Source organism: Maribacter orientalis, from assembly GCF_900109345.1.
In the GTDB taxonomy this organism is placed as follows: Bacteria; Bacteroidota; Bacteroidia; order Flavobacteriales; family Flavobacteriaceae; genus Maribacter; species Maribacter orientalis.
Genome location: NZ_FNZN01000006.1, coordinates 161984 through 186145, shown reverse-complemented (window position 1 = coordinate 186145; position 24162 = coordinate 161984). Strand labels below are relative to the sequence as shown.

Sequence of the window (24162 nt, the reverse complement as noted above, 5' to 3'; positions counted from 1 at the left end):
GAGTTGTTTTAAGTCTCCAATTAATTTAAACCTCGTTCTTTCTGAATAGTCTCGTATGCCGCCTGAACTTGCTTAAATTTTTCTTCGGCACCTTTTTTTATGGCTTCATCTTTAGTATTTACCCTATCTGGGTGATATTTTTTAGCCATTTCCCTATACGCCTTTTTTACTTCTGCATCTGTTGCCGATTTTAGAACATCCAATATTTTATAAGAGTTATTGGCAGATTTTACAAACATTGCCTTTATACTGTCAAATTCATTTAACGGCACTCGAAGGTAACCAGCAATTTCGCGTATTTTTTGAATTTCAGAATTACTAATGCTGCCATCAGCTTGAGCTATACCGAATAAAAAGTGCAGCAACTGTAAGCGTACTTCATATCGTGTACGTTGCGCTAAAAACGTACATACCCGTTGTGCGGATATTTCACCTTTTTTATTAATTTCATTGAAGCTTCTAAAAATAGCATTGGCTTTATCTTTACCATAAGTGCTTACAAAATACTGACGTACATAATCCATTTCAGATTGACTCACTTGTCCGTCTGCCTTTATAACAATAGAGCATAATGAAAGTAAATTCAATTCAAAATCTGCGGGCGACACATTAGGTCTTGTATAATCTTGAAAAACTGAACGTGCATTACTTTTATTACTACCAAAAAAACCATCTATAATACTCCCTGCAAAAAATCCTAAAACTGCTCCAGACAGTCCTCTTAAAAAAAAGCCTACTACGGCTCCCAACCATTTAATCATTTCGTGTTCTCAATTTCGCCAAAGATAAAATATTACAAATAGAAAGTAAGGCCAATGAAAAGTTAAGGTGTTAAGCACCTCTACGACTAATTGGTTATCTTTGTAGTAGATTAATTTAAATATAACAATATGTACCCTGCAGAATTAGTAAAACCAATGAGAGATGATCTGGCCTCTGCCGGATTTGAAGAATTATATACAGCAGATGCAGTAGCAAATGCCATAAAAAAAGAAGGAACAACTTTGGTAGTTGTAAATTCTGTTTGTGGTTGTGCAGCAGCAAATGCAAGGCCTGCAGCCAAAATGAGCCTGCAGAATAGCAAAAAACCAGATTATGCCGTTACCGTATTTGCTGGTGTAGATACAGAGGCGGTGAACGCGGCAAGAAATCTTATGGTTCCTTTTCCTCCATCATCTCCTTCAATGGCATTATTCAAAGATGGTGAGTTAGTTCATATGATTGAACGTCACCACATTGAAGGAAGGCCAGCTGAAATGATCGCTCAAAACTTGGCACAAGCTTACGACGAGTTTTGCTAGAATTTTTTAGCATAAAATAATAGTCTTAAAAAAACCGCTCTAAATAGAGTGGTTTTTTATTTTTGCACTATGCAGAAGTTGATTTCATACCTCATAACACCAATATTTTTTATAGCCTTCGGCCTCTGTCTGCTTATATTTCATCCATTGCAATGGTTAGGTTTTAAATTGTTTGGATACTCTGGCTTAAAACCAGTAGTCAGTAAACTTAACTATTGCTTAATGCGATGTACCAACATTCTGGGCACTACTTATAAGTTTACCAACAATTATGATTTACCTACCAACAGGCCTCTAATAATAGTTGCCAATCATCAGAGCATGTACGACATTCCTCCGTTAATTTGGTACATGCGAAAACACCATCCTAAATTTGTCAGTAAAAAAGAATTAGGAAAAGGCATACCAAGCGTATCCTTCAATCTAGTTCATGGTGGTTCTGTTTTAATCGATAGAAATGATGGCAAATCTGCCATAATGGAAATAGGAAAACTAGGCACCTATATTGAAAAGCATAATAGAAGCGCTGTTATTTTTCCGGAAGGAACAAGAAGTAGAGATGGTCATCCAAAACCATTTAAACCTATGGGTTTGAAAATGCTTCTTAAAAAAGCACCATCTGCATTAATAGTTCCCATAAGCATCAATAATTCTTGGAAATTAGTGCGATTTGGTCAATTTCCAATGGGCTTAGGCGCCAAAGTATGTATTGATGTTCAGCAACCTATTGAAAATAAAGGTGATTTAGATGCGCTTATTGTTCAAATAGAGTCTTCAGTAAAGAATGGTGTAAACAGTTTTAAATGACAAACTCTGAGATTGTAGAAGAGACTATCCTCTTTGTTAAAGAAGCCTTGCGAAATGCAGAAGGAGGCCACGACTGGTTTCATATACAGCGAGTATTCAACAACACCATTCTTATTTCTAAAGAAGAGGATGTGAATATTTTAGTAGTAAGTTTAGGTGCGCTACTTCATGACATTGCGGATGCGAAATTTAACGATGGTGATGAATCATTAGGTCCTAAAATGGCAGAAAATTTTCTGTTCTCAATAAATGTACCAATAGAGATCATTAATCACGTCGTTAATATTATTAAGTTCAGCTCCTTTAAGGCTGGATTAAGCGATGGTAAAATTAAAAAGAAACTATTTAGCTCAAAAGAGCTACAAGTTGTACAAGATGCAGACCGATTAGATGCTATTGGTGCGATAGGAATAGCACGCACCTTTAATTATGGCGGTTATAAAAACCGAATGCTTTATGACCCTAGCATCCCTCCAAATTTAAATATGACAAAAGAGGAGTACAAAAATTCTACAGCCCCAACTATTAATCATTTTTACGAAAAACTATTATTGTTGAAAGACAAAATGAATACTAAAACAGGTAAGCGTTTAGCTGAAGAAAGACACCAATATATGGTAGATTACCTAAAGCAATTTTATTATGAGTGGAATCCCTTATCATTTAATAAACAATCATAATTTGTTTTGATTTTTAAATAAAAATTGGAATTTAGATTTAAAAAAAAAGGGTTTCAATATAAATATTGAAACCCTTTTTAAGTTTTAAAAGCGTATACTTACTTCTGCGGTAACTCTCTTGTTAACCAACCTCTTCTACTTGCAGTTGCAATAGCATAAGGAGTAATCCAGAACAACCCGAAAGTATATAGAACACTATATGAATATGCCCAGAAAGATTCTATCAACGTATATCTCTTTGCGTAAAACAATACCGGAAAAGTAGATAATACTAGGATACTTACAAATGTAGAGCTTATGAATAGAAGTGGATGTGTAATTACAAAAACCATCATGAATAAGACAAATGGGTAGCATAATACAATTCTCGAAAATTGGCTAAAGAACAATAATCTTGTCCCAGCTTTTGGTCCCTTTCTAAAATTGGTAAATACATATTTAGACATTTGAATATTCTCACGAACATTACTTCTACCCCATCTAATAAACATCTTATATAATCCCTTGAACTTTTCTGGAACATTAGTATAAGCAAAAGCATTTCTTTGAAACAGTACATGAAATCCTTGTTTCAAAATCATATTGGTCATTGCCCTGTCCTCACCAATATCAGAAGGTTGCCCCATAAATGTCTGATTAATCCATTGATCAAGACAAGCAAATACTGCAGTAGCCCTATAAGCCGCTAATGCTCCTGGCGTACAAAGCACAGAATTTAAAGTGCTTTCAGAAGATCGTACAAATTCAAAACTAAGTGCAAAACTTACATCTAACATCTTAGGCAAAAGTGCATCATTGTTATTCAAAACACGAATATTACCCGCAACGGCACCACAATTTTTATCAACGATAAAAGGGCTTACTAAATTCCTTAAGGTATCTTTATCTACAATTGAATCACTATCAACAGTAACAAAAATTTCGCCAGTGCCTTCGTTAAAACCTCTGTATAATGCATGACGCTTACCCATGTTTTTTGGTTGTTTACAAATAGAAACACGGTCGCCCAATTCTTTTTTAGCCTCTAACATCCAATTCCAGGTGTCATCTTTACTACCATCATCGATAGCCAATAATTGAACTTTATGTGCTGGATAATCACTTTCTGCCAAACTTTTTAAAGTGGCCCAAACTTGTTTTCCTTCATTATAAGCTGGCACAATCACGGTAACAGTTGGCAATTCTTCATTCGAGACTGATGGTATCGCTTTATACTTTAAAAATCTTATAAAAGTGTATATAAAAAAACTTAGTTTGAAAACGAAAAATACTGCCGCCACTACCATAAAAATTAAGCCGATCAAAGTGCTTCGTCTTTCTAAATGTAACTGCGTAAAATCGTTTTGTAAAATATAAGCTAGATAAGCTGATCCGAACATTAGCACAAATGTGCTACCCATTACAAAAATACCCCATGCATTGGCATTTTCTATTAGGTGTCCGATTTTAGCGAAAAAAGATTTCTTTTCGGTGTTAGAGTTTTTCCTGTTAATAGTATTCATTTCGTATTTGGTAGTGTTCTTGATTTTCATAAATGGTTCTAGTATTTATTGCATACACGTGAAATACGTTCATATATCCTCTTTGGATTCTATTTTAACAAAACTTTCTAAAACTTTTTATCATTTACCAAATCTAACCCTAAATTAATCTTGTTACTGTTGTCTAAATCGGCACATTTTATAATTTTCACTGCTTTTGTTCTTCATGTTATCTCCATTTAAATTCAGACAGAATGTTTGTTTCATAACTACTATATATTGGTAAAAAACCTAAATTTTTCTGGTACTAATTATAATAATTAATAATTACCTATAATAGTATAGGTAAAGGCACCAACTTTTTAAATCTAAAAACTCTTTTTCGTAACTTACTTGATAAAGTATAATAATCATTAACATAAGGAATGCTAAAAACACAAAATAGCTTTTTACTAAAAGGTTTAATTATTCTAAGTTTTGTATCCTCTTGTAAACAACAGGTGAAAAATGATAAAACCGACAAAGGCCCTATGGTCATGAATCAACGTTGGTCAGAAGAAAAAGCGAATGCATGGGCTGCCAATAAACCTTGGCTACGGGGCGCCAATTTTAACCCTAGCACGGCTATAAATCAATTGGAATTTTGGCAAGTCGAAAGTTTTGACCCGGAAACTATTGACCGGGAATTGGGTTGGGCACAGGATATAGGCCTTAATTGTATGAGGGTCTATCTGCATCATTTAGCCTGGGAGGTAGATAAAACTGGCTTTAAGGAACGTGTAAAAACATATCTTTCTATCGCGGAAAAGCATAACATTGCCACCATATTCGTAATTTTTGATGATTGCTGGAATCCGACCTATAAGGCAGGAAAGCAGCCAGATCCAAAGCCTGGTATACACAATTCTGGTTGGGTACGAGATCCAGGTGACCTACTGTACACTTCAGATAACCTAATGCCCATTCTTGAAAGCTATACCAAAGATATCCTGACCACTTTTAAGGATGATAAAAGAATCATACTTTGGGATCTCTACAATGAACCTGGTAATTCGGGTTATAAAAACAGATCATTACCACTTTTAAAAAGTGTTTTTGAATGGGCTCGGGAAGTTAATCCGGCCCAACCTATTTCTGCCGGAGTTTGGAGTTTGGATTTACCAGAATTGAATAAATTTCAAGTAGAACATTCTGATGTCATCACTTATCACAACTATAATGATGAGATCAGTCACCAAAGCGCTATTGATTCTTTAAAAATTTACAACCGACCTCTAATATGTACAGAATATATGGCTAGAAAGCACAACAGCTTATTCAGCAATATTATGCCCATTTTAAAGAAGGAAAATATTGGCGCAATTAATTGGGGGCTAGTTGATGGAAAATCAAATACCAAATATGCCTGGGACGAACCCATTCCTGATGGTTCTGAACCAAATCTTTGGTTCCATGAAATATTTAGAAATGATGGCACTCCCTACCAACAAGATGAAGTTGACCTAATAATGGAATTGACGGAAGTAAAAAAGTAAGGTATTCGAAAAATAGTTCTGATTAATTGACATTACAATTTTTGATTCATACACAAAAAGTACCATAGCAGAATTTTAAGATGATACTTAATTACTGGGTTGCTAAATGTGAAAAACCATTATATTTATATTTATGTCCTGTATAGACTAATCATATTAATGAACAGTAAAAAATGACTTTCATAAGCATATAAACTAATGATATGAAAAAAATATTCTTTCTATTATTATTTTCAGTTTCCATAGGGTTCGCACAATCCGAAGAAGAAGCTATCATAGCCTTGCTAGAAAAAGAATCGGCCACATGGCGTTCTGGCGATATAAAAGCCCATGCCGATTGTTGGTCTATAAAGCCCTACAGCAGAATTTTGGTCTCTACGCAGCAGGGCAACAGTATTGATGTGCCACCAGCAATCATGCTCAATCCACCAGCAAACATGATGGGCAACGGGGGTACATCTAAAAACTCCAACTACAAAATGAATATTAATGGTGCCAATGCTTGGGTAAGCCATGATGAGGAATCGACCACTCAAGAAGGGATTACCAGCTATACCTATGAACTACGCATCCTAGAAAAAATCGATGGAGAATGGAAGTTGGTTGGCCAATCTATTCATCCTCGTAAAATAGAATGATTCAACCTTAAAAGTTAAATAAATTTGAACCGCTATCCTTTTTAAATAAAATATCATACAAATGCTTGCTTGGCTTGGCTTAATTACTATTCTATTATTATTGTTTTTAGTCATGACCAAAAAAATGGCTGCTGTTGTCGCTTTAATTTTAGTTCCTATTATTACTGCACTTTTAGCAGGATTTACGTGTGAAATAATCAATTTTATTACCGACGGACTTAAGACTATTGCACCTACAGGCGTGATGTTCATTTTTGCAATCCTATTTTTTGGAATTCTTACCGATGCCGGCACCTTTAAACCATTAATCAAAAAATTATTGAAATTTGCAGGTAATGATCCTGCCAAAGTTACCGTAGCTACAGCACTATTGGCTATGATGGTGCATTTAGATGGATCGGGAGCAGTAACCTTTTTGGTTACTATTCCTGCATTTTTACCGCTTTATGATGAACTGAACATGAAACGAACTACCCTTGCCACCATAACAGCTTTGGCCGCTGGAACGATGAACATCTTACCTTGGGGCGGCCCAACCATACGTGCGGCGTCAGCTTTGGAAGTTTCTGTCACCACGCTTTTTAACCCCATTTTGATTCCCGTAATTATTGGCCTATGTGCCGTGATAATAATTGCTTATATAATTGGGAAAAAAGAACGTAAAAATGTACCCGTTGACATACTCAATAAAAATATGAGTACAACCGAGTTCCCTTTTAATTCGGAATTGGAACGACCTAAACTTTTCTACCTGAATATTTCATTGATTCTAATAGCGGTCTCGTTACTCATTAGTGGTATTGCGCCACCCCATATTATTTTTATGGTGGCATTCGCATTGGCTATCACCCTCAACTACCCAAATCCACAACAACAAGGCGATCGTATCAATGCCCACGCAAAAGCTGCGCTACTTATGGCGAGTATCTTATTTGCTGCAGGTTGTTTTACCGGAATATTAAAAGGGTCTGGAATGATTGATGCTATGGCCCAAAGTTCGGTAACGATGATTACCCCTTCCATAGGAAGCCATTTAGCAGTGTTGACAGGATTGATTTCTATGCCTGCAAGCTTGTTATTCGATCCAGATTCATTTTATTTTGGTATTCTTCCCTTATTGTCAACTACCGCATCACATTTCGGAGTAGATTCTGTAGAAATAGGCCGTGCTGCCATTATGGGACAGATGACCACAGGTTTCCCGGTAAGCCCTTTGACAGGCTCCACCTATTTGTTAGTTGGCTTGACAGGTGTAGATCTAGGTGAGCATCAGAGAAAAACAATTCCTTTGGCATTTTTAATCACACTCATTATTCTTATAATTTCGGTATTGATTGGAGCCATAACATTTTAACCATGAAAAAAATAAGAATTGGTAGTGGAGCAGGATATGCTGGTGACCGTTTAGAACCAGCACTAGAACTCCTAAAAAAAGGCAACCTAGACTATATCTGTTTTGAAGGATTAGCGGAAAGAACGATTGCATTGGCCCAAAAGGAGAAGAAAGAAGATCCTACAAAAGGGTACAACGAACTGCTTTTATATAGAATGAAACAAGTGTTGCCGCTAGCACTAAAACATAATGTTACCATAATCACGAATATGGGTGCAGCAAACCCAATTTCTGCCATGGAAGACATTGGCAAAATGGCTCAGGAAATGAACCTATCCAATCTAAAAATAGCAGCGGTAACAGGAGATGATATACATGAAAACATAAAAGACTATCTTGATTTGCCAATTCTTGAAACAGGCAAACCCCTAAATACATTAAAAAATCAAATAATTTCTGCCAATGCCTATTTAGGATGTGACGGAATTGTTACCGCATTAAAAAATGGTGCAAATGTAATTATTACCGGCAGGGTGGCTGATCCTTCATTATTTTTGGCGCCCATGATCCATGAATTTGGCTGGAGAAGCACCCAAAAAGAACTTTGGGGTACAGGAAGCCTTGTAGGTCATTTATTAGAATGTGCCGGTCAGGTATGCGGTGGATATTTTGCCGATCCCGTAAAAAAAGAAGTACCCGAATTATGGAATCTAGGTTTTCCTTTTGTTGAAATAGACAGCAATGGCAAAGGTTATATCTCAAAATTAGAAGATGCTGGGGGCATGGTTACAAAGGCAACCTGTACAGAACAATTGTTGTATGAAATTCATGATCCAGAAAACTATATAACACCAGATTGTATAGCTGATTTTTCCAAAGTAAATTTTACGACCAAGAAAAAGGATGTGGTTTATTTTGACGGGGCTACCTCAAAAGTAGCGACTGAAACTTTTAAGGTAAGTGTGGGATACAAAAATGGTTTTATTGGAGAGGGTGAAATAAGTTATGGTGGCGCCAATTGTCTTAAACGGGCGTTGTTAGCAAAGGAAATTGTTGAAAAACGATTGGCACTATTACCATACACTATACTAGATCTCCGTTTAGACCTTATCGGTATAAATTCTCTTTTACCCAATCAGAAGCTTACAAACGAGCCCAACGAAGTCAGGTTAAGGGTTGCTGGTAAAACAAAACATAAAATAGAGGCACAACAAATTGCGAACGAGGTTGAAACATTATATACAAATGGACCCTCTGGTGGGGGCGGGGCTACGAAAAAAGTTTCAGAAATTGTTGCCATTGCTTCCATTCTAGTGCCAAAAAAAGACATACGAATCTCAATAGACTATACATCAATATAACTTATGAAGCTTTGGGAAATAGCACATGCTAGAACTGGTGACAAAGGAAATATCAGTAATATTTCACTTATAGTTCATTGCATAAATGATTTTGAACTTATTAAAGAAAAAGTTACAATTGACCGATTAAAAGAATGGTATGGCAATCAAGTAAAAGGGGAGATTATTCGGTACGAAATTCCACAATTAGGCGCCCTTAATTTTGTTATGTACGAAGCCTTAAATGGTGGTGTCACAAATTCAACCGCCCTAGACAAACACGGAAAAACGCTTGGCGCACAATTACTTAATATGACCATAGACTAAAAATAAAATATGAAAAATAAATTACTACTTATACTTGTCGTTTTTTTCTCCCTAAACCTAATGGGACAAAAAGAATCTGTCGGAACAATTATTAAGGACTCATTATTTTCAAAAAATCTGGTGAACCAAATGGGTGAAAATCCCACTAGGTCTGTTTCAGTTTATCTACCTCCCAATTATGGGTCATCAGCAAAACGATATCCCGTAATTTATTTCTTACATGGGTTCTTAAATGATGATGGTCTTATGACCCCTATGAAAGAATTATTGGACTATGCCATTGAAGCGCAAAAAATCAAACCCTTTATTTTAGTGATTCCAGACCAAAAAACGACTTATGATGGCAGTTTTTATTCCAATACGGGGATATTTGGCAATTGGGAAGATTTTACAGCCTTCGATTTGGTTTCATACATGGACACTAATTACAGGACTTTAGCAAATAAAGACAGTAGAGGAATAACCGGGCACAGCATGGGTGGTTATGGCGCCATAAAGATTGCTATGAAACATCCAGATATATTTGGGTCCGTTTATGCTATAAGTCCTGGTGCATTGGCAATAGTTCGGGAATATGGTCCAAACAGCGATAGTTATATGCAATTTGATAAAGCGAATACTATGGAAGAATTATCAAAGACCTATTTTGGAAAGGTAATACTTGCTTTTGCCAGATCCTGGTCTGCAAATCCTTCAAATGCTCCTTTTTATTGTGATGTCCCCTTTTATTATGAAGGAGAAAATTTAAAGGTTAACCAAGAAACGTTAAAAAAATGGCATGCTAATATGCCTTTTTATATGGTTACTGATTATATAGACAACCTAAACAAATTAACTGCGATTAAACTAGATTGGGGCCGCAACGCTGGAGAGCGTTTTACTATTCAATGTAAAATGTTCAGTCAAGCATTAGAAAATGTTGGGGTAGCACATTTTTCTGAAGAGTATATTGGTACACATACCAGTAATATTTATACGAAAGAGGGTAGAATACCTCAACAAGTTTTACCTTTTTTTGATTTTTATCTGAAATTTGAATAACACTTTAGAATAACTTCATTTGTCCGTCTTTAAATGGCTCATGTAATTTAGTGTTAAGCTTAGGAAACTTTTTATCCTTAAAATATAAATGCTTTGCCAAACTTACCATATCATGGATTTGAGTTGCAATTTTTCCTTCTCCTCTACTGCGAACACCAAACCTGCTATCGTTTAAGGTTCCGCCATGGCACTCTTGTATTTGATGTAATACCTTATCAGCTTTATCGGGCAAGGTTTTCTTAATCCAATCGGTGAAAATTTCACCTAAAGCGCCATTTAGTCTAACAATAGTAAAAGCCATTGATAAGGCCCCGTTTTCTGTTACCGCCTTTGCCAAACTCAAAATCTCATGACTATTTATTCCCGGAATTATTGGCGCTAACATCGCATTTACGGGAATACCAGCTTCTGATAGAACCCTAATAGCCTCCAAACGTTTTTTAATAGTCGTGGTTCTAGGTTCTAATATTCTTCTTGTTTCTTCGGATAAGGAAGTAACGGAAATATTTATACCTATTAATCCGTGTACATTTAATTCCTTTAGAATATCTAAATCGCGCAATATCAAAGCATTTTTTGTAATGATGCCGACCGGATGCCTATATTTTAAAAAGACTTCTAAACATTTTCGGGTCAATTGAAATTCTTGTTCGGCAGGCTGATAACAATCCGTATTACCGGATAAGACTATGGTACAGGCTTTCCACCTTTTACTTTTTAGTTTTTCTTCTAACAATTTTGGCGCATCATGTTTAACTAAAATTTTCCGTTCAAAATCAAGCCCGGCACTATAGCCCCAAAATTCATGCGCATTTCTAGCATAACAGTAAATACAACCATGTTCACAGCCTTGGTACATGTTCATAGAGTAACTCATACCTACATCTGGACTCGTTACTTTGTTGACAATCGTTTTAGGAAATATGGGAATATATTGAGTTTTGTTAGCGTCTGCGGTTTCGCCTTCTAACCTACAGAACTCCAAAAAATCATCACGGGTTTCATAGCTATACGCAGAGAATTTATTGTTGGTATTCTGTTGTGCCCCTCGACCTTTCAGAAAAGAATTAGAATTCATTTTTAGGATTTATTCCAAAATTATGGAAATAATCCTAATATTAAATTTATTTAACAGCAACTTGAACCAGTTGTTTTTTAGTACCTCTTTTAGCGTAGAAAGTAAGTTCATCTTTTAAATGGTCAGTATAAGGTACTGAAACCATTAAAGGAAGTCGAGCTTCAGTATCATCAATAACTTTGCTATAGGTCATATGACCTTGTTCATCTAATCGAATTAGAAAGACATTTCTATTTCTACTCAAGCCTTGCTTGAACATGATTCTGTCATCACTTAATTGCTGAGGATTTTCTGCTGATGTACTTATAAAAAAGTATGTAGTATCACCTTTTGTGTAGGCACTGTAAGAAGCATACGCTCCATCACCTTGTGTAACTTCTGTTTTATTAATATTTCGAGCCCAAACCAAATCTCCTGTTGAACTTAACTTTGCGCTGATAATATCATTATGGTGATACCTAGTTACCATCACTCGACCTCCACTTGAATTCGACTGTACGCTTGAACTAGTGAAATACTCTTCTGCATTAAAAAGAATGTTTCCGTCTTTGGTAACATCCATTCCTTTAAAAACTAAATCTTTAATCGCCTTATCATCTTCTCTACCAAATTTATCTAGCATAAACTGCTCTGAAAACGGATTGAACTTACTCGTCTCCATTTCTAAAGTAATAGGGCTTAATTTGAAAAAAGAAATACCGTTAAATCGATTATCCTTACGATCTGCATAAAACCCAATGCACAATAAATCATCACCTTTAAATATTGGCTTCAACGCTTCTGGAAATCTATTGGGAGTATAGAATGATTGAACACTACGGCTATCTTTTGAGATACGAACCATTTCATACTGAAACTTACGTTCTGTGGCATTAAAACGTTTCTTTTTAAAATAAGCTTTTCCTACAAGGTAAACGTTTTGTAAATCTTTTGAGAATAGGATGTTCTCGAAGGCATAATTCTTTTCCTCAACCTCATCAGAAAAATCATGCTCCATCAATTTAGTCAAGTTCGAATTGAACACATAAATTGTGTGCTGATCAACCTTTTTCTTCTTGTAATGCGTCGTAATTGCAAATGCCGATTTATCATCGTTGAAAAGAATAGATGTCGTAAATCCTGAGGAGAAATTTCTATTATAAAAATTTCTATCTAATGGCTGTTCTACTGGATCAGACTCAATTGAAAGAATAGTCTCTTTTGTAAATTGAAACTGAGAAAACGGACTTCTATGTACTTCGTACTGGTAACTTTTATTTCCATAACTATATTCTAAAAACAATAGATATACCTGCCCATTACGCACATAGGCATCAATAAAATTGGCATCCTTTAGTTTATAATTATATTCGGAAACTAGCTCTAAATCTTTATTATAATGTTCAATGAAATACCCTTTAGGACGCAGAATGATTCCAGTATAATATGCCCTTACAACTACAGTACCTTCATTGCCATCATCTGCAATGGCCAACATATTAGAATACCGGTATTTATCATTAAATTTTTCGCCAATAGTATAAGTAACGGGTTCTTCTTGTGCGAAACCACTCAATGAACCAATAATTAAAAGAACTAAAAAAATACTACGATTCAACATAACCGATTTGGTTTATGTCATGAACCCGGAAAATCTGCTTTTCTTTTCTCTAAAAAAGCGGTAGTACCTTCGGTAAAATCATCAGTTCCAAAACAGGCACCAAAAGCCTCAATTTCCTGCTCATAACCATTTACAGTATTCTTAAAACCAGCATTTACCGCTTTTATTGCATAAGAAATGGCTACGGATGAATTATTGGTAATCTTCGAGATAATCTTATGGCATAATGGTAACAATTCTTCTGGTGAAGTTACATGATTGACCAAACCATATGAATGTGCTTGTTCAGCGGTTATCATACCTGCCGTCATAATCATTTCCATTGCTCTACCCTTGCCGACTAATTGAGGTAAACGCTGCGTACCTCCATAACCAGGTATTACGCCTAGGGAGACCTCTGGAAGTCCCATTTTAGCATTATCGCTAGCTACTCTAAAGTGACAGGCCATGGCCAGTTCTAAACCACCGCCTAAAGCAAAACCATTAACCGCGGCAATAACCGGAGTCGATAAGTTTTCAATAAAATCAAATAGTTTTTTTTGACCTTTAGCAGCTAATTTTTTTCCTTCCTTTACGTTAAAATCTGAAAATTCTGAAATATCTGCACCGGCTACAAATGCCTTTTCACCACTACCGGTTAAAATAATAGCTTTTATCTTTTTATCCTTTTGCAATTCATTAAAAACATCTTGCAATTCACCAATGGTTTCTTTGTTCAATGCATTTAACTTATTTGGACGGTTAATTGTCACTATAGCCGTTGATGCAACTTTATCAATTAAAATAGTCTCGTATGACATAGTAGTCGTTTTTATCTTTTTATATATTTTCTTTCGGAAACTTTACACAAAACACCGTCCCCTTACCCAATTGAGTAGTAAACTTTATAGTGCCTTTATAGGTTTCCACAATATTCTTAACCATACCTAACCCTAATCCCATACCACTAGTTTTCGTGGTGAATTTAGGTTCAAATATCTTTTCTTCGTTTTCTTTTTCAATACCAATGCCATTATCAGCAACAGAAATTTTCACCATATCCCCCTCTGAAGCAACAGAAACCAAAACCCTTGGCGATGTTACATCTGGTACGGCCTGTATGGCATTTTTAACCAAATTGGTAACCACCCGTATTAATTGTGTACGGTCTAATTTCGCAATAATTTCTTCCTCATCGGCAATGAAATGAATATAATCCTCATTAAAAATATCCAAGGCCAACTTCACAATTTTCACAACATTCAGGGTCTCGTTTTGCTGTGCAGGCATTTCTGCAAAATTTGAGAATGCAGATGCAATACTGCTCATAGTATCTATTTGCTGAATTAGGGTATTAGAATATTCCTTTAATTTTTCATAGATCTGTGGGTCATTTGGATCAAACTTACGCTCAAAACTCTGTACGGTTAATCGCATAGGTGTCAACGGATTCTTTATTTCATGCGCCACCTGTTTCGCCATTTCACGCCAAGCTTGCTCACGTTCACTCTTAGCTAATTTAGCTGCACTATGGCCAAGTTCATCAATCATACCATTATAAGCACTAATCAATTTTTCAATTTCCTCCCCTGGGTTTTCTATAAATATTTTTTTATTCTGTTTGCTAAGGTCTGTACGTTCCATCATATCAGAAATAGTCTCTAAGGATCGGGTAATGTATTTTGAAATGAAGAAGGCAAATAAAATAGCCATGAGCAGCATGAGAAGGTACACGCCAGATAAGCGCATTAAAAATTCTTTAAGCTCATAATCATTAAAAGAATTATCTTCAAAATAGGGTAAATTAAGTATACCTATCGGCTTAAACTTTTGGTCAGAAATATAGGTGAATGAAGCCTGGTACTTATCACCTGCCAAGGCATTTTCCCGTACATATCTCTTATTGGGGCTTATTTCTAATTTGTTCAATACCTCAGGGTCTAAACACATAGAAATGGAATCGTTGGCAAATTTGGGTCTTGAACTTTTTATAAGTTGCCCATCTAAACTGTAAATATTAAAATTCATGTTTTGCACAACGGCAATCTCATAAATTTCATTTTTAAAAATAAGGTCTAGGTTTTCGGTCGTTACCGGATAGGTGGTTTTCTGAATGGCGAGGTCAATACTTTGGCGTATTTGCTCCTCTTTACGTTCCATTCTGTTTTCATGGTAATCTTTAGACTGCTCACGGTATTGATACACCGTTACGCCAGCAATCAATACCGATGCTATAAGCACCAGAAAAATCATGGATAAGAAAATGCGTGACCGTAAAGAAACCCTAGTTAACAAGTTGCTGTTATTTGGTCTAAAGTTAACAAATATCGCACCAAAAAAAATTCAAGTTCGAGTACCAAGTTCAATCTAAAAATAGCTACTATAATAGTACACCATTTCATGAAGTAAAAAACTTCTGCTTTTTAAGCCTCAGGATTCTTATTTCTAATTCTCTTATAAAGCTTTATCCCAAGCATCAAAAGTATTCCCAAAACAATAATCCCTACTACACCAAAAATCCAATTAAAAGAATGCTTTAAAATCACCAAGAACACAATTGCAAACAGGATTAGCGTAGCACCCTCGTTCCAAATACGCATATAATTCGAGGTGTAATCAATGTCATCACGCTGAAACTTCTTAAAGATTTGATGGTTCTTTAAATGATAAATAATTAATAATACCACGAAAACTAGTTTAACGTGCATCCATGGTTGTGTTAACCATCCAGGATAAATTACTAAAAGCCAAATAGCAAAAAAAGTAGCCAATATCGCAGAAGGCCAAGTGATAATGAACCAAAGCCTTTTGGTCATCAATTTTAACTGCTTAGAAAGGATTTCCTTTTCAGGTGATGGTTTTCGATTGGCTTCAATATGATAAATAAATAACCTAGGGATATAAAAAAGCCCTGCAAACCACGTAATTACGAAGATGAGATGCAGGGATTTAATATAATTGTAATATTCTGTCATAATATGCTAAGTTCAAATACAGGAATCAAACTCAAGTTTAAAATTCTAGTTCAAAGTTAGCAAAAGCGAATAGATTCTATATTATAATCTTATAGCTCCGATTCCAGCTTCCCACAATGTTTTATTATAGGCAGGAATAGCAGAATTGATAAATTGATTACCTTTTGACTTTAGGCCTGACCATTGTCTATCTAATTCTGCTTTTCGGTCTATACTTGATTTGTTCAATCTGGGAATACTACTATTCGTCTGATTGATCATAAATATATATTCCGCTGAAAATTTATTCGGGAAATTCTCCACATCATCATAGGCTTGAGATTTACGTTGCACCATATCATTATCCCACGCTTTTAGATCTGCTAGCAGTTTCTCTCCTTCTTTCTTAACAGCAATATCGGTAACTTTCTTTAATACAGTAGTTAAATCTTCTTGAACAGCATACAATTTATTAATCATATTATGCATTGTAGTCAACTCAGCTTCAGCAGTCGTCATAAAAGCATCATACTCCTCATATTGGCCAGGTTTCGTTTCATAGATTGGTACTTCTTTAATAGTCCCAGTTGTAGAAACAGATTGCCCATCAACCATTAATTTAAACGTATAAGTACCTGGAGAAACTTTGTGACCGCTAAAACCAGCTTCTATATAGACATCTGGTATACCTGGCATAATTGGGTATTTCATATCCCATACAAAACGGTTCAATCCTTCTTTTTTACTTAGCACTGGTGCGGGTGGAGCTCCACCACCATTATGTGGTTTGTAGCTAGGGTCTTTTTCTGAGCTGATAGTTCTTATAATCTTACCTTTTGAATCTAAAATTTCTAAAGTAATTGCAGTACTATCTTTCAGTTTAGCAAGTTCATAATAAAGTACCACTCCGTTTGCAGGGTTGATACCTTCAAAAGCATCACTTCCTATAAACTTATCTGAATTACCATTTAATGGACTACCCCAAGAGCCATTATAAGCATCTTTTGGTTTTAAAATTTGAAGTCCTTTTTTAGAAGGCTGATATTGACCCAATGCAACTACATCATCAAGAATCCAAAATGAACGACCTGAGGTTGCTACGACCATATCACCTTTATGCATTTTTAAATCTGTAATTGGAGTATTCGGCAAATTCAACTGAAAAGGTTCCCAAGACTTACCTCCGTTCCATGATGCATATATTCCCTTTTCGGTACCAGCATACAAAAGGTCTTTTTTTAATTCATCTTCACGTACTACCCGTGTAAAAGCCCCGTAAGGAATACCTGAGTTTATCGCAGTCCAGGTTTTTCCATAATCGGTCGTTTTATAAAAACCAGGGGTATAATCATTGAATTTATATCGTGTTGTGGCTATATAAGCCGTTGCTGGATCATGTGGAGACACTTCTATAGCATTGATTAAACATTCCTTTAATCCTTTCGGAGTAACGTTTTCCCATGTTTCACCTCCGTTTTTAGTCAAATGTACTAATCCATCGTCACTGCCTGTCCAGATATATCCTTTTTCATGTGGAGATTCTAGAATGTATGCCAATGTTCCATAATTTTCGGCACCTACTGCTTCATTGGTATATGGTCCGCCACCATTGCCTTGTTTTGCATCAATATCCCGAGTTAAATCTGGAGAAATTTTATCCCAAGTCTTGCCCATATCTCGCGTTCTAAAGACATATTGAGCACCGTGATAAAAGGTGCCTAATTCATGGGTTGAAGCTATTATGGGAGCATTCCAATTGAACAGATACTTCATGTTTCTAGCCTCACGACCTAAATACTGAATAGGAGCTTCCATAATCTGGGTTGAAGCTTTAGATTCCATATCCATAATTTCGATAGTACCTAAATATTGACCGCCCATTACATAACGCGGATTATCTGGGTCAAATGCTAAAAAGGCACTCTCACCTCCGGCAGAATCGGTCCAATCTCTGGTAGTTATGCTACCGCTACCGGTAGATAGGCTAGCAATTTTTACGGATGTGTTATCCTGTTGACCTCCATAAATATTATAAGGAAACAAATTATCTACGTTAATACGATAAAATTGAGCAGTAGGCATATTACTTTGGGTAGACCAAGTTTTTCCGTAATCAAAAGAGACGGATGCGCCACCGTCATCTGCCAATATCATATTTTTAGAATCGTTAGGATTGATCCATAAATCATGCGTATCACCATGGGCAACCTCAACATTCTCCCATGTTTTACCACCATCTTCAGAACGCAATGCTGGTGCACTTAACACATATACCGTATCTTCATCATTAGGGTCTACAAAAACTTCAATATAATACCAAGCACGTTGCACCAAACGATTGTCGCCACTTATCATAGACCAAGATTCACCAGCATCATTCGACACGAACAGGCCTCCTTTATCAGCATCTGAATCACTTTCAATTAATGCATATACTTTATTGGAGTTTGATGGGCTTACGGCAATTGCCATCTTCCCTTTTTCCTCAGGAAGACCTTTGTGTATTTTCTTCCAAGTATCTCCGCTATCAGTAGATTTATACAGTCCACTACCGACACCTCCACTAATAACCATATTTGGCGTTCGTTGGTGTTCCCACATGGCTGCATACATTATTTCAGGATAATTTGCATCCATAGAAAGTTCAGAAGCACCCGTTAAATTATTTACAAAAAGGGTATTTGTCCATGTTTTACCACCATCGATTGATTTGTACACGCCACGCTCTGGATTACCTTCAAAAAGAGCCCCTTGAGCGGCTACATAAACGATATCAGGATTTGTAGGATGTATGATGATACGAGAAATATGTTGTGTCTTTTCTAGACCCATCTTTTTCCATGTATGACCTGCATCTGTTGATTTATAGACGCCGTCACCATACGAAGTCATAACACCTCTCGGTGCATGCTCACCCATACCCACATAGATAATATTCGGATTAGATGCAGAAACGGACACCGCCCCTACGGAACCTAATTCAAAAAAACCATCGGAAATATTCTCCCAACGTTGCCCAGCAGATTCTGTTTTCCATAGTCCGCCGCCTGTGGTTCCCATATAATAGGTCATTGGGTCACCAATAACTCCGGTTGCTGTTACAGAGCGACCACCTCTAAACGGACCAATATTTCGAAATTTTAAAGGTTTAAAATAATCATTTGCTGTTTGCGCAAAGGTAAATGTGGTCATAAAGACCACTAGCAATGATACTAGTTGCTTTTTCATATAGTGTGTTGTTTGATTGTCCTATTGTAAGGATTAGAATGTGTTATAAAAAAAACCTCACTAGAAATAGAGAGGTTTTTTTTGGGTGATTATTTACTTTCGTCGATAAACAAATAATTCAATTCTAATGTATTGAATGCTGCGTTAAATTCTAGTAGTTCTGATGAAACTACATCATCGAATATTTTAAGTTCCTTGTTTATTTTAGTGGTCAACTCATTCTTTACCGCGATATCTTGCTCTGTAGGCGGAAAATCGTCAATAGACACTAAGCTGTTTAAATGACCCAATTTGTTTGTCAGTTTTATAGGGAAATTCAATGGATCCTGACCACTTCTATTCTGTGTCTGGTACAATGCCTTTTCTACTTCACCCAACTTATCCTTCATTGCTTTAGCCTTTTCAACCAGCTCTTTTGTTCGGTCATCATCTTTGTATTGTTCTGTGAAAGCATTTAATTGTTCCGTTACATTTCTAATCTTCTTTATAGATTGATGCGCATTTTCAATTGTGGCATTGATATCGGTAATAAAATCAAATTGTTTTTGCATTTCGGCAACCGAACTTTCTGCTCTCGGATCTGGTAGAATAGTAAAAGTCTCAGAGCTATTATTTCCATTAACATTTAAATGCACTTTATAGTTCCCAGGTACTGCTTTAGCGCCATCGAAACTGGCCCACCAAAAAATCATTCCTTCCAGTTTTTCTGCACCCTTACCACGGGTATCCCAAACAAAAGTATTACCGCCTTTTTTTACTTCTAACTTCTTCTCTTTTTTCTTGGCAGACGAATTGTAGTTTGCCAAGGTATCACCAGCCATACTTGTATAGGTCAATTGAACAGTATCCTTTTCTGTATAATTTTTAAGCAAAAAATGTGTGATTACACCATTCGCTAAATTCTGCCCCGCTGTTTTAGAAGGCTTTTCAGATGCTCTTCCCTTTGTACGGTAAGACTCTCTTGGCTTAAAAAGAATAGTGTTTTTATTTTTCTTGCCTTCATCTAATTGATGTAGCACCGTTAAATCATCAATAATCCATAAGCTACGCCCTTGTGTTGCAACGATTAGGTTATCATCTTTAATCGCTAAATCAGTAATTGGAACAATTGGTAAATTCATCTGGAATGGAGACCAGCTAGCACCATCATTAAATGAAATGTACATACCCGATTCAGTACCTGCATATAATAATCCTTTCTTTTTAGGATCTTCGCGAACTACCCTTGTAAAATGTTCTACAGGAATACCGTTCGTTATTTTTGTCCAAGTTTTACCGTAATCAGTAGTTTTGTACAAATACGGTTGAAAATCGCCCAACTTATATCTTGTAGCGGCCACATAGCATGTACCTTCATCAAAATAAGATGGTTCTATGCTATTGATCATATTCCAATCAGGCATATTGGTAGGGGTAACATTATCCCATGTTGCGCCGGAATCTTTAGAGACATGAATTAATCCGTCATCACTACCCACCCAAAGAATACCTTCTTTCAACGGACTTTCATTCGCCGCAAAAATAGTACAGTAATATTCTACACTGGTATTATCTTGTGTGATTGGACCTCCACTAGAACCTAATTTTGTAGGGTCATTTCGAGTTAAATCTCCACTTAATACTTCCCAACTCTGACCTTCATTTTCCGTTACATGTACATAGTTAGAAAACGTGTACAGTTTTTTCGGATTATGTCTGCTGAACAAAATAGGAAAATTCCATTGAAAACGATATTTCATGGCTTCTGCACCTGCACCCATTGGGTTATCTGGCCATACATTAATACCTCTAACGGTACCTTTATCATGATTTACACGAGTTAAGAATCCGTCATAACTACCTCCATAAACGATGTCGTCATTTTTAGGATCAACAGCTATCCATGCCGATTCACCACCAGCGGTTTCTTCCCAATTGCCATCACCAATAGAATTTTCATCACTTCTATGATCTATACGTAAAGTAGAATTGTCTTGTTGTGCAACATATATTCTGTATGGAAATGAATTATCTGTAGTTACTCGATAAAACTGTGCTGTAGGTTGGTTATAATATGTACTCCATGTTTCACCACCATCATATGAAATTTGTGCACCACCATCATCGCCAATAATCATACGTTGCGAATCTTCAGGTGAGATCCATAAATCATGATGATCACCATGAGGTGCATTAAATGTTTTAAATGATTTACCGCCATCTGTAGACTTGTGATAATTTACATTTAATACATAAACCACATCTTCATCTTGGGTATCTGCATAAACTCTTGTATAATACCAAGCTCGTTGTCTAATTTTTCTTTCTTCATTAATAACAGACCAGGTTTTACCACCATCATCAGAACGATATAAACCTCCCTTTTCCTTATTCTCTACAATTGCCCAAACACGTTCAGAGTTTTTTGGAGAAACTGCTACGCCAATTATACCTAAAGTATCTTTTGGAAAACCTTCATTTTTAGAAATCTCTGTCCAAGTTTCACCGCTATCCACACTCTTCCATAATGCTGAACCCTCTCCACCACTAATTAAGCTATAAGGTGTGCGCTGTGCATGCCATGTAGAAGCATATAAAATTCTTGGATTATTAGGATCAAAAGTTAAATCAACAGCACCCGCTTGTTCGTTTACAAATAAAACCTGTTTCCAGTTTTTCCCACCATCGGTACTTTTGTAAACTCCCCGTTCTTTTGTTGGTTTATATATATCACCTAACACAGCGGCATATACTGTATTATAATCTGTAGGATGAACACGAAGTCTTGGTACATGTCTACTTTTCTCTAAACCAGCAGAAGCCCATGTTTTACCACCATCTTCGGTTTTCCAAACACCATAACCCGAGGAAACATTTCCCCTTAAGGTTTTTTCACCTCCGCCAACGTAAATTACGTTCGGGTCGCTTTTGGCAACCTCAACGGCACCGATACTTCCACCAAAATAACCATCGGAAATATTGTCCCAAGTACGTCCACCGTCTAATGTTTTCCATACACCACCACCAGCAGCACCGAAATAAAATAAATTTGGTTCACCAGGAACCCCGGTTACGGCAGCAGAACGACCACCACGAAACGGACCTATTAAACGATAATCTAAACTTGAATAGAGTTCTTCTGGGTAGGTTGGGTCATTACTTTGAGATTTGTTCCTTCTTTGAGATAATAAGGATAAGGGCAATAGTAAAAGTGCAAGCATGATAATGCCAGCCTTGGTAAGGTGCTTTTTCATTTTCTTAGTTTGATATTAGTCTATCCTAAAATTACACAAATTGTTGTGAAAATGTTGATTTTAAGATTTTATTGGCATTCCTCTAGTTACACATTTATCAAATTATCAATCCATATATAGTTTATATCATTAATCTTCAAAAGATGTTCTAAAAACTCTATTTAATATATTCAAGCTTTTTGTTCTATGCTTCGCTTTTTAATAGTCAGAATAACAACTAAAGGAAACACTTCAACAAAATTGAAAAAATGCAATCAATATTTAAAGTATTCCTATATTTAAACGAACAAACTAACAATTATGAAAATTAGACCACTATTACTTTCTTTATCACTAATAGCATTTCTTTTAAACGGGTTTGCCATTACTTCGATAAATGCTCAAACACATGACTTTTTATACGGAGATCCGATGCCCGATGCCCCAGAACTTAGTGCAAGAGGTGAGTTTAAAGTTGGTGTACAAACCATAAATCTTGTCAACAAAGATCAAGTTGATATTTTAAACTCAAAGGAAGGAAAAGACCCTGTATATAACAGACCCATTACCATAGAAGTTTGGTATCCTGCAAATATAGGTGAGAATGCTAATACTGTAATTTACAACGAAGTAATGGGAACTGCCGGTGATACCCTAAGACCATTAACTCCGTTTACTTTTAAGGGGAGAGCATACAGAGATGCACAGCCGAAAACCGGCACTAAATTTCCTTTAGTGGTAGTATCACATGGTTATGTTGGCTCACGCTATTTAATGACTTATTTGACCGAAAACTTAGCATCTAAAGGATATATTGTAGCAGCTATAGGTCATACCGATTCTACTTTTAAAGACGCCAATGCATTTCAAAGTACTCTTTTAAATAGACCAAAAGATATTCGCTTTGTCATAAACGAAATGGAAAAATTAGGAGCTCAAGGTTCCAAAAGCAACTTGGAGGGTTTAGTTGATGCAAATAACACAGCCATAATCGGATATTCTATGGGAGGTTATGGCGTTCTTAATGTTGGCGGCGCAGGATATAGCGAAGCACTTATGGGATTTTTTGCAGGAATGACAGGAGGTAGCACTGCTATTTCTGTTAATACGGCTAATAATGAAGAGTATAAAAAACTAACTGACGACAGAATTAAAGCTATTGTTGCCTTTGCCCCATGGGGAATGGAACGAGGTGTTTGGGATGCCGAAGGATTAAAGGGATTAAAAACCCCGACATTCTTTGTAGCCGGTAGTCAAGATGATATTTCTGGTTATGAAAAAGGAATAAAAGCGATCTATGAAGGAGCAGTAAATGCAGACCGTTTTATGTTAACCTACAAAAATGCACGACATAACGTAGCGCCAAATCCTCCCCCAGCAGAGGCGCTAGCGCCAGGTTTGCATATAGATGAGTATTTCAGGTATGCGGAACCTTCCTGGGATCAACGTAAAATAAATAACATCAATCAACATTTTGTAACCGCATTTCTTGGAAAGCACCTAAAAAATCAAGAAAATTCTAAGTTTCTAGAAGTACAAGAAAATTCGAACGAAAAAGATTGGACAGGATTTAAACCAAGGTCTTCCACCGGAATGGAGTTGTTACATGCTAACCCAACCAACTAATT

At 36.2% G+C, this 24162-nt stretch carries 19 protein-coding genes; 10 read left to right on the top strand and 9 right to left on the bottom strand.

Annotated features, from left to right (window positions below):
• Positions 1-20: 20 nt before the first annotated feature.
• On the bottom strand, positions 21-761 hold the full coding sequence (locus BMY56_RS13985) for a TerB family tellurite resistance protein (protein WP_091625482.1): 741 nt from the start codon (positions 759-761) through the stop codon (positions 21-23).
• A 129-nt stretch (positions 762-890) separates the two neighbouring features.
• Between BMY56_RS13985 and BMY56_RS13980 the strand changes: the two genes are divergently transcribed.
• From BMY56_RS13980 to BMY56_RS13970, 3 genes are all read left to right on the top strand, one after another.
• Positions 891-1301: a BrxA/BrxB family bacilliredoxin gene (locus tag BMY56_RS13980; protein ID WP_091625479.1), complete on the top strand. Its 411-nt coding sequence runs from the start codon at positions 891-893 to the stop codon at positions 1299-1301.
• Positions 1302-1523: 222 nt separating this feature from the next.
• Positions 1524-2108, top strand: a complete 585-nt coding sequence (locus tag BMY56_RS13975; RefSeq protein ID WP_317040630.1) for a lysophospholipid acyltransferase family protein — start codon at positions 1524-1526, stop codon at positions 2106-2108.
• A complete protein-coding gene (locus tag BMY56_RS13970; protein ID WP_091625473.1) occupies positions 2105-2788 on the top strand; it encodes an HD domain-containing protein in 684 nt (227 codons plus the stop codon). Before BMY56_RS13975 ends, BMY56_RS13970 begins: the two co-directional genes overlap by 4 nt.
• 98 nt (positions 2789-2886) lie before the next feature.
• Here the strand turns inward: BMY56_RS13970 and BMY56_RS13965 are convergent, their stop codons facing one another.
• A complete protein-coding gene (locus BMY56_RS13965) occupies positions 2887-4320 on the bottom strand; it encodes a glycosyltransferase family 2 protein (protein ID WP_245737228.1) in 1434 nt (477 codons plus the stop codon).
• Positions 4321-4694: 374 nt separating this feature from the next.
• On the opposite strand from BMY56_RS13965, the gene BMY56_RS13960 reads away from it, so the two are divergent.
• From BMY56_RS13960 to BMY56_RS13935, 6 genes are all read left to right on the top strand, one after another.
• Positions 4695-5804: a glycoside hydrolase 5 family protein gene (locus BMY56_RS13960; protein ID WP_143057823.1), complete on the top strand. Its 1110-nt coding sequence runs from the start codon at positions 4695-4697 to the stop codon at positions 5802-5804.
• A gap of 203 nt (positions 5805-6007) precedes the next feature.
• A complete protein-coding gene (locus BMY56_RS13955; protein ID WP_091625471.1) occupies positions 6008-6442 on the top strand; it encodes an endo-arabinase in 435 nt (144 codons plus the stop codon).
• A gap of 61 nt (positions 6443-6503) precedes the next feature.
• Positions 6504-7796 carry a CitMHS family transporter gene (locus tag BMY56_RS13950; RefSeq protein ID WP_091625468.1) on the top strand — a complete coding sequence of 431 codons (1293 nt, stop codon included), beginning with the start codon at positions 6504-6506 and terminating at the stop codon, positions 7794-7796.
• A gap of 2 nt (positions 7797-7798) precedes the next feature.
• Positions 7799-9136 carry an acyclic terpene utilization AtuA family protein gene (locus tag BMY56_RS13945; protein ID WP_091625467.1) on the top strand — a complete coding sequence of 446 codons (1338 nt, stop codon included), beginning with the start codon at positions 7799-7801 and terminating at the stop codon, positions 9134-9136.
• 3 nt (positions 9137-9139) lie between these two features.
• Positions 9140-9442: an AtuA-related protein gene (locus tag BMY56_RS13940; RefSeq protein WP_091625464.1), complete on the top strand. Its 303-nt coding sequence runs from the start codon at positions 9140-9142 to the stop codon at positions 9440-9442.
• A gap of 9 nt (positions 9443-9451) precedes the next feature.
• On the top strand, positions 9452-10483 hold the full coding sequence (locus BMY56_RS13935) for an alpha/beta hydrolase (protein ID WP_091625460.1): 1032 nt from the start codon (positions 9452-9454) through the stop codon (positions 10481-10483).
• 4 nt (positions 10484-10487) lie between these two features.
• Here BMY56_RS13935 and BMY56_RS13930 read toward each other — a convergent pair whose 3' ends face one another.
• The 7 genes from BMY56_RS13930 to BMY56_RS13900 all read right to left on the bottom strand — a co-directional run bounded on the left by BMY56_RS13930 (position 10488) and on the right by BMY56_RS13900 (position 22555).
• Positions 10488-11561, bottom strand: coding sequence for a PA0069 family radical SAM protein (locus BMY56_RS13930; protein WP_091625457.1), 1074 nt, complete (start codon positions 11559-11561; stop codon positions 10488-10490).
• 46 nt (positions 11562-11607) lie between these two features.
• The gene (locus tag BMY56_RS13925) at positions 11608-13161 is read right to left on the bottom strand and encodes a hypothetical protein (RefSeq protein WP_091625455.1); all 1554 of its coding nucleotides are present in this window, start codon (positions 13159-13161) and stop codon (positions 11608-11610) included.
• A gap of 17 nt (positions 13162-13178) precedes the next feature.
• Positions 13179-13961, bottom strand: coding sequence for an enoyl-CoA hydratase/isomerase family protein (locus tag BMY56_RS13920; RefSeq protein WP_091625452.1), 783 nt, complete (start codon positions 13959-13961; stop codon positions 13179-13181).
• Between the two features lie 19 nt (positions 13962-13980).
• On the bottom strand, positions 13981-15393 hold the full coding sequence (locus BMY56_RS13915; RefSeq protein ID WP_091625450.1) for a sensor histidine kinase: 1413 nt from the start codon (positions 15391-15393) through the stop codon (positions 13981-13983).
• 170 nt (positions 15394-15563) lie between these two features.
• Entirely contained in the window at positions 15564-16115 is a 552-nt protein-coding gene (locus tag BMY56_RS13910) for a CopD family protein (RefSeq protein WP_091625447.1), read from the bottom strand.
• Positions 16116-16196: 81 nt separating this feature from the next.
• The gene (locus BMY56_RS13905; RefSeq protein ID WP_091625445.1) at positions 16197-19322 is read right to left on the bottom strand and encodes a VPS10 domain-containing protein; all 3126 of its coding nucleotides are present in this window, start codon (positions 19320-19322) and stop codon (positions 16197-16199) included.
• Positions 19323-19411: 89 nt separating this feature from the next.
• Positions 19412-22555, bottom strand: a complete 3144-nt coding sequence (locus BMY56_RS13900) for a WD40/YVTN/BNR-like repeat-containing protein (protein WP_091625442.1) — start codon at positions 22553-22555, stop codon at positions 19412-19414.
• 300 nt (positions 22556-22855) lie between these two features.
• On the opposite strand from BMY56_RS13900, the gene BMY56_RS13895 reads away from it, so the two are divergent.
• On the top strand, positions 22856-24160 hold the full coding sequence (locus BMY56_RS13895; protein ID WP_091625439.1) for an alpha/beta hydrolase family protein: 1305 nt from the start codon (positions 22856-22858) through the stop codon (positions 24158-24160).
• Positions 24161-24162: the final 2 nt, after the last annotated feature.

Bases quoted from the DNA above. Each gene is read 5' to 3' on its own strand.
- BMY56_RS13965 (WP_245737228.1), bottom strand. From the start codon at position 4,320: ATGAAAATCAAGAACACTACCAAATACGAAATGAATACTATTAACAGG.
- BMY56_RS13985 (WP_091625482.1), bottom strand. From the start codon at position 761: ATGATTAAATGGTTGGGAGCCGTAGTAGGCTTTTTTTTAAGAGGACTG.
- BMY56_RS13960 (WP_143057823.1), top strand. From the start codon at position 4,695: ATGCTAAAAACACAAAATAGCTTTTTACTAAAAGGTTTAATTATTCTA.
- BMY56_RS13915 (WP_091625450.1), bottom strand. From the start codon at position 15,393: ATGATTTTTCTGGTGCTTATAGCATCGGTATTGATTGCTGGCGTAACG.
- BMY56_RS13955 (WP_091625471.1), top strand. From the start codon at position 6,008: ATGAAAAAAATATTCTTTCTATTATTATTTTCAGTTTCCATAGGGTTC.
- BMY56_RS13950 (WP_091625468.1), top strand. From the start codon at position 6,504: ATGCTTGCTTGGCTTGGCTTAATTACTATTCTATTATTATTGTTTTTA.
- BMY56_RS13900 (WP_091625442.1), bottom strand. From the start codon at position 22,555: ATGAAAAAGCACCTTACCAAGGCTGGCATTATCATGCTTGCACTTTTA.
- BMY56_RS13970 (WP_091625473.1), top strand. From the start codon at position 2,105: ATGACAAACTCTGAGATTGTAGAAGAGACTATCCTCTTTGTTAAAGAA.
- BMY56_RS13920 (WP_091625452.1), bottom strand. From the start codon at position 13,961: ATGTCATACGAGACTATTTTAATTGATAAAGTTGCATCAACGGCTATA.
- BMY56_RS13925 (WP_091625455.1), bottom strand. From the start codon at position 13,161: ATGTTGAATCGTAGTATTTTTTTAGTTCTTTTAATTATTGGTTCATTG.
- BMY56_RS13935 (WP_091625460.1), top strand. From the start codon at position 9,452: ATGAAAAATAAATTACTACTTATACTTGTCGTTTTTTTCTCCCTAAAC.
- BMY56_RS13980 (WP_091625479.1), top strand. From the start codon at position 891: ATGTACCCTGCAGAATTAGTAAAACCAATGAGAGATGATCTGGCCTCT.
- BMY56_RS13975 (WP_317040630.1), top strand. From the start codon at position 1,524: ATGCGATGTACCAACATTCTGGGCACTACTTATAAGTTTACCAACAAT.
- BMY56_RS13910 (WP_091625447.1), bottom strand. From the start codon at position 16,115: ATGACAGAATATTACAATTATATTAAATCCCTGCATCTCATCTTCGTA.
- BMY56_RS13905 (WP_091625445.1), bottom strand. From the start codon at position 19,322: ATGAAAAAGCAACTAGTATCATTGCTAGTGGTCTTTATGACCACATTT.
- BMY56_RS13930 (WP_091625457.1), bottom strand. From the start codon at position 11,561: ATGAATTCTAATTCTTTTCTGAAAGGTCGAGGGGCACAACAGAATACC.
- BMY56_RS13945 (WP_091625467.1), top strand. From the start codon at position 7,799: ATGAAAAAAATAAGAATTGGTAGTGGAGCAGGATATGCTGGTGACCGT.
- BMY56_RS13940 (WP_091625464.1), top strand. From the start codon at position 9,140: ATGAAGCTTTGGGAAATAGCACATGCTAGAACTGGTGACAAAGGAAAT.
- BMY56_RS13895 (WP_091625439.1), top strand. From the start codon at position 22,856: ATGAAAATTAGACCACTATTACTTTCTTTATCACTAATAGCATTTCTT.